Origin of the sequence: Microbispora cellulosiformans, assembly GCF_008728085.1 — a bacterium.
GTDB lineage: Bacteria > Actinomycetota > Actinomycetes > Streptosporangiales > Streptosporangiaceae > Microbispora > Microbispora amethystogenes.
Genome location: NZ_VYTZ01000014.1, coordinates 21,282 through 34,434, shown reverse-complemented (window position 1 = coordinate 34,434; position 13,153 = coordinate 21,282). Strand labels below are relative to the sequence as shown.

9 protein-coding genes are annotated in these 13,153 nt (G+C 72.2%); 3 read left to right on the top strand and 6 right to left on the bottom strand.

The window, feature by feature from the left end:
• Positions 1-34: 34 nt before the first annotated feature.
• Genes F5972_RS29680 through asnB form a run of 5 tightly spaced genes read right to left on the bottom strand, consistent with a single transcriptional unit; the run spans position 35 to position 7,161 of the window.
• Positions 35-1,402: a hypothetical protein gene (locus F5972_RS29680; protein ID WP_150938176.1), complete on the bottom strand. Its 1,368-nt coding sequence runs from the start codon at positions 1,400-1,402 to the stop codon at positions 35-37.
• A gap of 28 nt (positions 1,403-1,430) precedes the next feature.
• Complete coding sequence (locus F5972_RS29675) at positions 1,431-2,687, bottom strand: ATP-grasp domain-containing protein (protein WP_150938174.1); 1,257 nt, start codon at positions 2,685-2,687, stop codon at positions 1,431-1,433.
• Positions 2,684-4,360, bottom strand: coding sequence for a GMC family oxidoreductase (locus F5972_RS29670; protein ID WP_150938172.1), 1,677 nt, complete (start codon positions 4,358-4,360; stop codon positions 2,684-2,686). The genes F5972_RS29675 and F5972_RS29670 overlap by 4 nt, the downstream gene beginning before the upstream one ends.
• Positions 4,357-5,235: a TauD/TfdA dioxygenase family protein gene (locus tag F5972_RS29665; protein WP_150938170.1), complete on the bottom strand. Its 879-nt coding sequence runs from the start codon at positions 5,233-5,235 to the stop codon at positions 4,357-4,359. The genes F5972_RS29670 and F5972_RS29665 overlap by 4 nt, the downstream gene beginning before the upstream one ends.
• A 57-nt stretch (positions 5,236-5,292) precedes the next feature.
• Positions 5,293-7,161: an asparagine synthase (glutamine-hydrolyzing) gene (asnB, locus tag F5972_RS29660; protein ID WP_150938167.1), complete on the bottom strand. Its 1,869-nt coding sequence runs from the start codon at positions 7,159-7,161 to the stop codon at positions 5,293-5,295.
• A gap of 501 nt (positions 7,162-7,662) precedes the next feature.
• On the opposite strand from asnB, the gene F5972_RS29655 reads away from it, so the two are divergent.
• Together F5972_RS29655 and F5972_RS29650 are read left to right on the top strand one after the other, a co-directional pair.
• On the top strand, positions 7,663-8,919 hold the full coding sequence (locus F5972_RS29655; RefSeq protein WP_150938165.1) for an ATP-grasp domain-containing protein: 1,257 nt from the start codon (positions 7,663-7,665) through the stop codon (positions 8,917-8,919).
• A 206-nt stretch (positions 8,920-9,125) separates the two neighbouring features.
• Positions 9,126-10,409, top strand: coding sequence for an MFS transporter (locus tag F5972_RS29650; RefSeq protein WP_150938163.1), 1,284 nt, complete (start codon positions 9,126-9,128; stop codon positions 10,407-10,409).
• 77 nt (positions 10,410-10,486) lie between these two features.
• On the opposite strand, the gene F5972_RS29645 is transcribed toward F5972_RS29650, so the two are convergent.
• Positions 10,487-11,236 carry a dienelactone hydrolase family protein gene (locus tag F5972_RS29645; RefSeq protein ID WP_150938162.1) on the bottom strand — a complete coding sequence of 250 codons (750 nt, stop codon included), beginning with the start codon at positions 11,234-11,236 and terminating at the stop codon, positions 10,487-10,489.
• A 322-nt stretch (positions 11,237-11,558) separates the two neighbouring features.
• Here F5972_RS29645 and rox point away from each other — a divergent pair, with 322 nt between their 5' ends.
• A complete protein-coding gene (gene rox / locus F5972_RS29640) occupies positions 11,559-12,986 on the top strand; it encodes a rifampin monooxygenase (RefSeq protein WP_150938160.1) in 1,428 nt (475 codons plus the stop codon).
• The last annotated feature ends 167 nt before the right edge of the window (positions 12,987-13,153 follow it).

Sequence of the window (13,153 nt, the reverse complement as noted above, 5' to 3'; positions counted from 1 at the left end):
TCTCCTTGATCAGGCGTCTGGTCAGGCGTCTTGGTCAGGCGTCGCCGCGGGCGTGGAGGTGCTCCTGCAGGTAGTCGATGGAGCGGAAGGGACGCGAGCGCATCTCCTCGATCAGGGGCAGCAGGGGCGCGGCGTTCGCCGGGCCGAAGGCGCCGTACAACGCGACGGCGGGCTCCCCACGGCCGGCGAGCAGCGCGTCGGCGAGGACCCGGGCCAGCGAGCGCAGCCCCGCCAGCACGACCTCCGGGTCGCCCTTCAGGCGGCCGTCCTCAAGGGTGAGCGCGCCGAGCTGGACGAAGTAGGACAACTGGAGGAACATGCCGTCGCTGTCGGGGAAGTGACCGAGACCGCGGTCGACGTACCGCAGGCACTCCCCCAGGTAGTAGGTGACGGCGTCGGCGCCGGACAGGTCCATGCGGGGCGCCCACACGTCCGCGAGGATCAGGATGCCGAAGACGTCGGCCGCGACCTCCTGGAGGACGACCGACGCCCAGCGGTCGGCGGCGTTCAGCTCCTTGTAGGCGGTGGCCGGGCGGCGCACGCAGTGCCCCAGCTCGTGGCCGAACACGCCGAGCGCCGGGATCCGCGCGAAGCGCTCCCCGCCCGGCTCGTACGGCTCGCCCAGGTCGAGGTGCCGCGCCGCGAGCGGCCCGGAGAAGCCCTCGACCATCGCCCGGTGGGTGTTCCCGAAGTAGTAGGTCTTCTTGAACGGCGAGCGCTTCACCCCCTCGTCCTCCGGGAGGAAGTAGGCGATGTGCTTCGGGTGGAGCGCGCCCTCCCCGGCCATGAAGAACAGCCGGGTCGCCGCGAACGCCGGCACGTCGCCGAGCCGCAGGTCGGCGTGCAGCCGGGCGAGATACTTCGCGACGTCCTCCTGGTACGTCAGGGCCTCGGCCACGTCGGCCTGGCGGTCCGGATCTCGGCGGCAGGCGAACGCGGTCGGCAGCCCCCGCAGGTCCTTGCCGTACCAGGTGGAGATCGGCCCGGCGACGACCGCGACGTCCTCCTCGACGCCCACGAGCTCCTGGAGGATGGCGTCGGTGTAGCCTTCCCGGACGGCGTCCGCGCGCAGGGCGAGCGCCCGGCGGTCCACCTCTCCGGGCAGGTGCTCGCCGATCCGGCGCATCGCCTCGGCGACGGGCAGCGGGTCGGGGAGCCGGGTGCGGGCGGGGGCGCCCACGATCTTGACGCTGCGCCACCGGTCCTCCACGGCCGCGCCGAGGGCGGCCAGGTCGCGGAGGAAGCCCGGCCCGAGGTCGGGGGCGGCGTCCGAGAGGTCGAGCCGCCGCAGCTCGTAGCGGTCGGACGGCGGCCAGAACGCGTTGCGGTGGTCGCCGTAGGTCGTCGCCCTGGCGAGGTTGGCCGGGTAGTCGAAGCGATCAGCCGGGGGCTGCTCGGTCACCGTTGCACTCCCATCCTGTGTCTGCGCGTCAGCCGGTCGTGAACAGCCGGCCCTCGCGTTCCCATCGCCGTACGGTCTGGTGGTCGGCCCGCAGGACCTCGGGGTCCGGGTGGCTCATGAAGACGATGCCGGGGCTCGAGTAGAGGTCGGTGGTCCGCGTGACGGTGTCACCGGCCTTCGGCGCCCGCTGGATCCAGGTGGTGCTCTCCAGGGTCGCCAGCAGTTCCTCGTAGCAGGACCGGGTCACCACCCCCGACTGGGCGGAGATGAACTGGACCTGCCACAGCGGGGCGTGCAGGCCCTTCTGCTCGTCGGCGAGCCGGGCGGCGAACGGCTCGCCCTCCACGACCAGGCGGGCGGCCAGGTCGAGCATGCTCGCGCCCACCGCGTGGTTGGCGGCGGGCCGGTTGAGCCCGCCGGACAGGCGCGAGGCGCACTCGATCAGGATCGGCCCCCGGTCGGTGACCATCAGTTCCGTGTGGTGGGCGCCGTACCGGACGCCCAGGGCGTCGAGGACCGCCTTCACGTAGTCGACGATCGGCTTCATCTCCGGGTCGACCGGGTCGAACAGGACGCTGCGGTCGTAGATCAGGCCCGCCCCGGGCACCGGCACCTTGTCGGTCCGCCAGATCTCGGTGACGACGTGCCGCCCGTCGCCGCTGATCCCGTTGACGAAGTACTCCTGGCCCGACAGCAGCCGCTGCGCGAGCACGGCGTCGTTGCGCTCGCCGAGCTGGTTCACCGCGCCGTACAGGCGGTGGAAGGTCTCCTCCAGCTCGCCCTCGCCGGCGCAGAAGGTGACGGAGTCGGTGCCGGCGCTCGCCGGCGGCTTCACGACGACGGGCCAGGCGCCGGCCTTCGCCCAGGCGAGGAGCCCGCCGTAGTCGTGCGCCAGGTAGTGGTCCATGGCGGGCAGGCCCGCGCCGATCAGGCGGTTGTGCATCTCGTACTTGTCGCGCCGGGCGGCGCTGGACGACGGGTCGTTGCCCGGCAGGCCGAGCGCGGCCGCGAGGAGGTCGGCGACGACGACGCCGCTCTCCGTGCCCGGCAGCACGGCCGCCGGCCGGTACGCGCCGACCGCGCGGGCGAGGGCCTCGACGTCCCCGTCGTTCTCGAACTCGGCGAGGTAGTCGCCGGGCCGGTAGGTGGCCCGGAAGTACTCGCGCAGGCTCGCCGACGCCCGAACGTGCACGCAGTCCCACCCGTGCTCGGCCATCACCCCCGGCAGCTGGGAGCCGGACGAGTAGCCGTCGACGATGACCAGGACCGGCCGTGGTGTGCTCATGTCGCGTCCTTCGTGACGTGGGGGCCGGGGCGCTCGTCCGCCGTGCCCGGGCGCTCGCCAGTGGAGTGCGGGCCGCCGCGCCCGTGGTCGGCGAGGATCATCGCCGCGCCCTTCTCGGCGATCATCAGGCTCGCGGCGTTCGTGTTGCCGGAGACCAGCGTCGGCATGACGGACGCGTCCACCACCCGCAGCCCCTCCACCCCGTGCACCCGCAGCCGGTGGTCGACCACCGCCATGGGGTCCTCGCCCATCCGGCACGTGCCGGCGGGGTGATAGGAGGTGTCGCCGTGGGTGCGGGCGTAGGCGAGCAGTTCGTCGTCGGTCCGCACGCCGCTGCCCGGCGTGAGCTCGTCTCCCCGGTACGGGTCGAGCACCGCGCTCTCCACGATCTCCCGGGCGATCCTGATCCCGGCGATCAGGCGGGAACGATCCATGCCCGACTCCAGGAAGCGCGGGCGGATCTCGGGCGGGGCCATCGGGTCGCGCGAGCGGACGTGGATGGAGCCGGACGACTCCGGGCGCAGCGGATAGACGCCGAGCGTCATGCCGGGAGCGGTGTCGAGCCGCCTGCTCGACCCGGGGCCGTAGCTGGCCGGTGCGAAGTGGAACTGGATGTCCGGCCGCGTCTCGTCCGGCGAGGAGCGGACGAAGCCGAAGCCGAGCGCGATGGGCAGGCTGAGCAGGCCCCGGCGGGAGGTCAGGTAGGTCGCGACCTCCCGGGCCAGCGCGAGCCCGCGGCTGCGCTCGTTGAAGGTGATCGGCCGCCGCACCCGCCACCGCAGACGGGCCGCGAAGTGGTCGCGGAAGTTCTCTCCGACCCCCGGCAGGTGGCGCACGACCGGGATGCCGAGGCCGCCGAGCACGTCGCGGGAGCCGATCCCGGAGAGCTCCAGGAGCTGGGGAGACTGCACCGCGCCGGCGCTGACGATCACCTCCTTCGCACAGCCGGCCCGCTCCACCTCGCCGTCCCGCACATACGTCACACCGGTGCAGCGGGCGCCGTCGAACCGCAGGCCGGTCACGTGGGCCCGGGTGAGGAGGGTGAGGTTCGGCCGGAGCCGGGCGAGCCTCAGGTAGGTCCCGAGGGCCGACGACCGCCGTCCGCCGTCGTGGTTGACCTGGTAGTAGCCGAAGCCCTCCTGGTCGCCGGAGTTGTAGTCGGGGTTCGCGGGGTAGCCCGCCTTGGCCGCCGCGGCGAGGAAGACGTCGCACAGTTCGTCGCGGTCGCGCGGCGGCCCGACGGCGATCAGCCCGTCCCGGCCGCGCGTCTCCCCGCCGATCCCGGTCACGCGTTCCAGGCTGCGGAAGTAGGGCAGGACGCCGGCCCAGGACCAGCCGGGGTTGCCGAGCCGCTCCCAGTCGTCGTAGTCCTCCGCCTGGCCCCGTACGTAGATCATGCCGTTGATCGCGTTCGAGCCGCCGAGCAGGCGCCCGCGCGGGATGCGCACGCTGCGGCCGTCGATGGTGGGGTCGGGGGCGGTCTCGAAGCACCAGTCGTACTTGGGGTTGCCCATCAGGATGGTCTCGGCGGCGGGGATCGACAGCAGCGGGCTGCGCCGCTCGTGCCCCGCCTCCAGGAGGAGCACGCTGACGGACGGGTCCTCGGTCAGCCGGCCGGCGAGCACGCAGCCCGCCGCCCCGGCCCCGACGATCACGAAGTCGTACGTCTTCATGAGGCGATGGCCTCGCCGACCGGCACCGGGCTGCCGGTGGAGAGGTGCCCGGCGATCGTCGTGCGGTGCATGAGGCGGCGATAGGCCGCGTAGTCGTAGGGGGTCGCCCGGTGCATCGCGCTGCGGTTGTCCCACAGCAGGATGTCGCCCGGCTGCCATCGGTGGCAGTAGGTGAAGCGCGGCTGGACCGAGAACTCCTGCAGGAAGGTGACGAGCGGGGCGCTCTCCACCTCCGGCATCCCCTCGACACGCCAGGGGACGTTGCCGCCGCTGTAGAGGGCGTTGCGGCCGCTCACCTCGTGGCGGCGCACGATCGGGTGGCGCATGTCCACCCACGCCGCCCGCTCCTCCGGCGTCGGCGCCGGACGGTCCGGATAGTTGTACGGCCGCGACTGCACCCGGCTGATGACGACCTTGAGGTCGTCGATCCGCTCCTTCATGGCGGCCGGCAGGGCGTCGTACGCCGCCATCATGTTGGCGAACCAGGTGTCGCCGCCCTCCGGCGGGACCTCGATCGCGTAGAGCATGGTCCCGGCCGGCGGGTCGGAGAGGTAGTGGCCGTCGCTGTGCCAGACGCGGCCGCTGTAGGCCGACCCGATGGGCTTGCCGTCCCGGGTGATGTTCGACAGCACGAGGATCTCGGGGTGGTCGGGCTCGTTGAACTCCGAGCGGGTGTAGGTCGTGATCTCACCGAAGCGCTTGGTGAGCGCGATCTGCTGGTCCGGGGTCATCTTCTGGCCGCGGAACAGCAGGAGGCAGGTGTCGATCCAGGCCTGGTAGATGCGGTCGAAGTCGCGGGCCGAGATGTCGCCGGTGACGTCGACGCCGCGGACCTCGGTGCCGATGGAGTCGGTGATGGGGACCAGTTCGAGCATGGCGCAGCTCCCTCGGTGTTGCCTGCGTTCTACGTCGCGTTCGCGTCGCCACGGTGGTCAGCCGAGCGACACCTGGTAGTCCTCGATCCACCTGCGCATCTCGACGAGCTGGATGAGCATGTGCGGCGCGCTCGTTCCGCCGGGCAGGTCCGGCCGGAGCCGGTCGGCGGCGATCCCGCGGATGAACTCCGCGAGGCGCGGCCGGTCGAACATCCGGCCGATCGGAGAGCGCTCGTCGCTCACGATCCAGGTCGCCTCCTCGATGAGCGCGTGGTCGTATTCCGGGTTGTGCACATGGGGATAGGCGCTCTTCCGCCTGTTGAGCGTGCCGGGCGGCAGCAGATCGGCCATGGCCGCCTTCAGCAGGCCCTTCAGCCCGCCCCGGGACTTCATCGACCAGGGCACGTTCCAGACGTACTCGACGAGCCGGTGGTCGCAGAACGGGATGCGCACCTCCAGGCCGGAAGCCATGCTCATGCGCTCCTTGCGGTCGAGGACGACCGCGAGCGGCCCGGACATGCCCAGGTGGAGCACCTCGCGCATGCGCGCGTTCTCCGGGTCCTCGCCGGGCAGGCGCGGCACCTCCGAGAGGAGCTGGGAGAGCCGGGCGCGCTCGTCCTCCACCGGGTCGGCCACGGCCCGCATCTCCGGTGAGAGGTAGCCGGCGAGCCGGGGTCCGTCGCCCATCCACGGGAACCCGTCGCCGTGGACGAGCTCCGGCTTGAAGAAGTACGGATATCCGCCGAAGATCTCGTCGGCGGCCTCGCCCGACATCGCGACCGGGCCGATCTCCCGCATCTCTCGGAAGAGCACGTACATCGAGGCGTCGAACTGTCCCCAGCCCGGCAGGTCGCGGGCGCGGCGGGTGGCCGGGACCGCGTCCAGCAGGTCGCGCAGTCCGACGGTGACGGTGTGGTGGCGGCTGCCCATGAACTCGGCCGCGGCCGCCGCGTACGGCGCGTCCACCTCGGGCCGCAGCTCCGTCGGGGAGAAGTGCGCGGAGTCGCTCTCGAACCGGACGCAGAAGGTGTCGAGACGGCTGCCGTCGCGGGCCGCCAGGGCACGGACGGCGAGCGCCGCGACCGAGGTCGAGTCGACGCCGCCCGACAGCATGGCCGCGCACGGTCCCGAGGCGGGGACCTGCCGGGCGACCGCGCCCTCCAGGAGCTCGCGCACGTGGCGGGTGGTCTCCTCGAACGAGTGCGGGTGCGGCTCACTGGACAGCCGCCAGTAGCGGCGCGGCGACGGGCCGTCCTCCGACCAGGTGACGACGTGGCCGGGCGGGACCTCGCGCAGCCCGGCCAGCGGCGTCTCCCCGGGCAGGGTCAGGCGCGGCTGCAGGAGGATCGGCAGGGCCGCCGGGTCGAGGCGCGCCTCGAACAGCGGGTTGGCCATGATGCCCTTCGGCTCCGAGGCGAACAGGATGCCGCCCGGGTACGCGAAGTAGTACAGGGGCCCCAGGCCCATTCGGTCGCGGCCCAGCAGCAGCCGCCGCGACCTGCCGTCCCAGACGGCGAAGGCGCCCATCCCGTCGAGCCTTTCGGCGAGCCGGTCGCCCCAGCGAAGGTAGGAGCGCAGTAGCACCTCCTCGGCGGACCCGCCGCCGAGCTCGGCCGCGTTGTAGATCTCCCCGGCGTGGACGACGGCCACCGTCTCGCCGCCGATTTCCGCCGTCAGGGGCTGGGCGCCGCCGCCCGCCGCATCGCGCCTCCCCTCACCCCTTGTATCGCCCCTCGCGTCACCCGCTGTGTCACCCACCGCGTCGCCGATCGCGAGCCTCCGGTGCCCGAGCGCCGCGTGCCGCGACAGCCAGAGCCCCTTCGCGTCGGGACCGCGGTGCTGCATGGTGTCGGCCATCGCGTGGAGGACGTCTTCCTGTGCGCCGAGATCGCGCCCGAAATCCATCCAGCCAACGAATCCACTCAATCGATGATTTCCTTACTCGTTAATTCGGGCGAAGGCCGGCCGTGAACGCGGCCGGCGGTTTACCGGAATAAAGAGACGCCGTGCAGGCAGGAAGAGCGATCGGATAGAAGAGCGAGGATTGCCGGAAATATCGTTGACTAATCACCTGTCGCCGGCCACCTGAGGTGGACGACTACTTACCACTTAAAACGATGACACCGTTCGGAAGTATACGTACCGGACAAGCGGCCGCAATAGGGCTCCGAAGTGACGCACGTCACACAAACTTCGCACAATACCGATATCAGAATGGTGAAGTTACCGTCCAGTCGGACGGGTCCGTAAGTGCGAGGTGTTATGGCAGCTCAGAGCCTGATTGTTAGATTTATTACGGTCCTTCCGGAAGCGGAAATGCGACGGTTATTCTCCCGGTGCGTATTGTCCTCGTATCGTGGGCTTCGCGGATAACACGCCGATGGTGTCCGCACATGCTCGCCGACGCCGCTACTACAGGGAGAAGACATGGCGAACTCCGACGGAGTGCTCCTTGTCATGGCAAGTGGGTTTCCGCACTACAGGGAGTACCTCCTGGCCTCGATCGCACAGCGCGGCGGGCCGGTCTGGCTCTTCGAGACGGAACAACCCTCCTGGCAGACCCCGTACATCGCGGGCAGCACGGTCGTCGACGTCTTCGATCCGGAGGAGGTCGTCGCCGCGGCCCGGAAGCTGGCCGCGCGGACACCCGTCCGGGGCGTGATCAGTTACCACGAGGCGGTGATCGAGGCCGCCGCCCGGGTGGCGGCCGAACTCGGCCTGCCCGGGCCCGCTCCCGAGGCCGTGACCGCCGTACGGGACAAGCCGACGACGCGGCGGCTGCTCGACCGGGCGGGGATCAGGCAGCCCCGGCACGCGCTCGTCGCGACCCCGGAGGAGGCCGCGGCGGCGGCCGGGCGCATCGGGTTCCCTCTGGTGGCCAAGCCCCGCGGCCTCGGCGCGAGCCAGGGCGTCGTGAAGGTCGCCGGCGAGGCCGAACTCGGCTGGGCGGTCGGCGTCAGCCGTACGGCCCGCCAGAGCGGGATGCGCGGCCACGACGAGGTGCTGCTGGAGCAGTTCCTCGCCGGGCCCGAGATCAGCGTCGACGCGGCGGTGTACGACGGCGAGTACCTCCCCTACCTGATCGCCCGCAAGCGCCTCGGCGGCGAGCCGTACTTCGAGGAGACCGGCCACGTCGTGCTGGCCGACGAGCCGCTGCTGCGGGACGCGGACCTGCTGCGCCTGCTGGCAGACACGCACCAAGCCCTCGGTTACACCCACGGCACGACCCACACCGAGGTCAAGCTGACCTCCGAGGGCTACGCGTTGATCGAGGTGAACGGCCGGCTCGGCGGCGATCTCATCCCCTATCTCGGGCTGCTGGCCAACGGAGTCGACTCCGGGGTGGTCGCGGCCGACCTCGCGCTCGGGGTGCGGCCCGACGTGACCGCGCACGGCGCCGGCGCGGTCGGCATCCGGTTCCTCTACCCGCCGGAGACCTGTGTGGCGCGGGGGGTGGAGATGCCGGAGCCCGATCCCGAGGCGGGCCTGCTGGCGTCGGTGGCGGTCGCCGCCCCGGGGACGCCGCTGATCCTGCCGCCCGACGGCGCGATCGCCCGGTACGGCTTCCTCATCGCCCGCGGCCGTACGGCGGAGGAGTGCGACGAGGTGCTCGACCGGGCCGAACGGGCCGCGCGGTTCGAGGGCGACCCCCCGCACGCCGCCCGGGAGCCCGTCTCCGTCTGAGAAGCGGCAGGGAGCCCGGCTCGGCAGGCGGCCGGAGCAGGCCCGGGACCGGCTCCGGGACCGGCTCCGCGAACGGCGACGGCACCGCCGCTCCGGCGCGGGGAAAGCCAGCGGAGCGGTCGTCTCGCGCAGAAGCCCTGCCGGGCCGGGAGAACCGCCGTCCTGCCGAGAGATCCCGTCTGTGGGAGAGAGCGAGGAGCGAGCACGTGTCCGAGGACCAGCCCCCAGCCGCGGCGCCGCAGGGGGACGAACGCGCCGGCGTGCTGCGGACGCTGCGCGAACTGCCCCCTCCCGTGCTCGCCCTGCTCTGCGGGACCGCCGTCAACCGGATGGGCAGCTTCGTCTCGCTCTTCCTGGTGCTCTACGTCACCGGGCTCGGCTACCGCCCGGCCGAGGCGGGCGGCGCGCTCACCGCGTTCGGCCTCGGCTCGATCGCCGGGGTGGTGGCGGGCGGCGCCGCGACGGACCGGTTCGGGGCGCGGAACGTGATCGTCACGTCGATGGCGCTGTCCGGCGTGGGCGTCGGAACCGTCGGCTTCGTGACCGGCTACCTGCCGCTGCTGGGGATCAGCCTGGCGATCGGCGCGGTCACCCAGCTCTACCGGCCGGCCTCCACGACGATGCTGTCGGAGCTGACCCCGCCGCGGCGGCTGGTGATCACCACGGCGGCGAGCCGCCTGGGGCTCAACATCGGCGCGACCCTCGCCCCGCTGCTGGGCGTGTGGCTGGCCGGCTTCGGCTACCGCGCGGTCTTCCTCGCGGACGCGATCACGAGTGTGGTCTTCGCGGTGGCGGCGATGGTCGTGCTGCCGGGAGGCCGGCCCGGGCGCGAGGCGGCGCACGCCGTACGGCACGGGGACAGGGAGCGCGGCGGCTATCGCGCGGTCCTGCGGGACCGTCGTTATCTCCTCGTCCTCGCCGCGATGTTCGCGACGGCCTTCGCCGAGGTGCAGTATCAGGCCGTCCTCCCGCTGGAGATCAGGGACCGGGGCCTGCCCACCGCGGTCTACGGCGCCGTCGTCGCCCTGAACGGCGCCCTGGTCATCCTGCTCGAACTTCCGCTCACGCCGTACGTCCAGAGGCTGCCGATGCGGACGGCGATCTCGGTGGGGACGCTGCTGATCGGCGGGGGGCTCGCGTTGTTCGGCGTCACGGCCGGCGTCTGGCTGCTCTTCGCCGCCGCGTTGGTGTGGACCATGGGCGAGATCGTCAGCGCGCCGTCGTCGAACGCCTATCCGGCGCTGGCCGCGCCGGGACACCTGCGCAGCCGTTACATCGGCGCCTTCGCCGCCTGCCACACCATCGGGTACGCGGTGGGACCCGCCGTGGGCACGGCCCTCTTCCAGTACGACGGCACGCTCGTCTGGCTCATGTGCGCCGGGCTCGGCGTGGCCGGGTTCTCCGCCATGTGGTTCGGGGTCCGCACGCCGCTCCACGAGATCACCCCCGCCGCGCGGGCGACGCCCCGCCCCGCCACCGACCTCAACTGACGGCGGAAGCGGGAGCCGGATCGGCGACCGACGGGCGGCCGGTCGCCGACCCCCGTCACCTCAGGCCGGTGACGTGACTACCCGCGCAGGTGCCGGGCGAAAAACCGGACCGCGCTGTCGGCCTCGAACCTGGGCACCTCGTCGTGCCCGCCCGCGTTGGCGTGCAGCGTCTTCTCCTTCGAGGCCAGCGCGTCGAACAACGCGAGCCCGGATTCACGAGGGATGATCTCGTCGTCCCACTGCAGCGCGAACTCGACCGGCACCGTGATCCGTCCCGCCGCCTCGGCCAGCGCCTCGTCGTAGCAGAAGAGACCCAGCACCGCCGCGGTGATCCTGGGCTCGGCCGCCGTCAACGGCAGCCCGATCGCGGTGCCCATGCTCACGCCGTAGTAGCCGACCGGCCCCTCGGCGCCGATCTCCGGCAGTTCCTGAAGGGCGTCGAGGACCGCCCGCCACTCGGGCACGGCACGCCTGGCGATGCCGGCGTTGAAGGACACGACGATCGGGCCGACCGGCTCGCCCGACGCCATCGCCCGCCGGAGCGCGGCGATCTCCCGCTCGTCGTCCGCCGTACGGGGCCTGCCGCCGTGACCTGGTGCGTCGATGGCGGCGACGTGGAAACCGCCGTCGCCCACGAGGAGGGCCGCGCGGCCGGCCATCCCCGGCGACCTGCTGTCCTGGCCGCCGCCGTGCCCCAGCAGCACCAGCGGCGCGCGGCCGGAGGAGGATTCGGGCGACCAGAGCACGCCGGGGACCTCGCCCACGGTGAACTCACGCGCGATGACGCCGTTCGACGTTTCTTCCGAAGTGAAATGCACAGAACGCATTAGGTTGTCGCTTTCCTGGAGTGCTTGTTGTCCAGGCGCTCCCGGCGACTCCTGTGTTATTCGCCCGCCGACCGTGATGACGAGAGGGAGCACCCCATCGACACAACGTTCATGGGTCTCACCTCCTCGCGGCCTGTCACGATCACCCGCACGCTATCAGCCCGGCACCATCCCGCCGAACTGCTTTCCCACCCACCGCGGACAGTTGATCTCCCCCGCCACTCTCAAGCTATAGCGCACCGGGGGGCTTGCGGCAAGACCCCGGTCGTACCGCAGAATCACCGTCCGAACAGGGAGCGGGACCTTGTCGAATGGGGGATTCATGATCGACGTGATCATCGCCGGCGGTGGGCCGACCGGCCTGATGCTGGCCGCCGAACTGCGGCTGCACGGCGTGCGGGTGGTCGTGCTGGAGAAGGAGCCGGAGCCGACGGGGTTCGTCCGCGCGCTGGGCCTGCACGTGCGCAGCATCGAGGTGCTGGACCAGCGCGGTCTGCTGGAGCGGTTCCTCCCGCACGGCCGCAAGCATCCGGTCGGCGGGTTCTTCGCCGCCATCGAGAAGCCCTCGCCCGAACGGCTGGACACCGCGCACCCGTACGTCCTCGGCGTCCGGCAGACCATCACCGACCGCCTGCTGGGCGAGCACGCCGCCGAGGTGGGCGCCGAGATCCGGCGCGGCCGCGGGCTGGCCGGGCTGAACCAGGACGAGCTCGGCGTGACCGCCGAGCTGGCCGACGGCACGCGACTCCGCGCGCGTTACCTCGTCGGCTGCGACGGCGGCCGAAGCACGGTGCGCAAGCTGCTGGGCGTCGGCTTCCCCGGCGAGCCCACCAGGGTCGAGACGTTGCTCGGCGAGATGGAGGTGGGCGTGCCGCCGGAGACGGTGGCCGCCGTGGTGGCCGAGGTCCGCGCGACCCAGAAGCGGTTCGGGCTCGCGCCCTTCGACGAGGGGGTGTACCGCGTGGTCGTGCCCGCCGCGGGGGTGACCGAGGACCGCTCGGTCCCGCCGACCCTGGAGGACTTCAGGCAGCAGTTGCGGGCCGTCGCCGGCACCGACTTCGGCGTGCACTCTCCCCGCCGGCTCTCCCGCTTCGGCGACGCCACCCGGCTGGCCGACCGCTACCGGGTCGGGCGGGTGCTGCTGGCCGGCGACGCCGCGCACATCCATCCGCCGGTCGGCGGGCAGGGTCTCAACCTCGGCATCCAGGACGCCTTCAACCTCGGCTGGAAGCTGGCCGCCGAGATCGGCGGCTGGGCCCCGGAGGGGCTGCTGGACAGCTATGAGACCGAACGGCGCCCGGTGGCCGCCGCCGTGCTGGACAACGCCCGCGCGCAGATGGAGCTGATGTCCACCGAGCCGGGCGCCCAGGCGGTGCGCCGCCTGGTGTCGGAGCTGATGGACTTCGAGGACGTGAGACGGCGCCTGGCCGAGAAGATCGCCGCGATCGGGATCCGCTACGACTTCGGCGAGGGGCACGACCTGCTCGGCCGGCGGATGCGGGACGTGACGCTGAAGCGAGGGCGCCTCTACGAGCTCACGCGCGGCGGCCGCGGGCTGCTGCTCGACCAGACCGGCCGGCTGTCGGTCGCCGGTTGGGCGGATCGGGTCGACCACGTCGTGGACGTCAGCGAGGAGCTGGACGTGCCCGCCGTACTGCTGCGGCCGGACGGTCACGTGGCATGGGCCGGCGAGGATCAGGCGGGCCTGCTCGACCGGCTGCCCAGGTGGTTCGGCGCGCCGCGCGGCTGAGAGGGTGAGGTACGGCCGGCCGGTCATGGAGGACCCACGCGCCCGGGTCCTCCGCGGCGGCGCGGACCTCGCTCCGGGGCGGGGACAGCGCTGTCCAGACGACGGGAGGTCGTCGCGTTGACTTCCCGGCGGTCGCCGGTTTCACTGAGTTCCGCGCGACCGCCCGT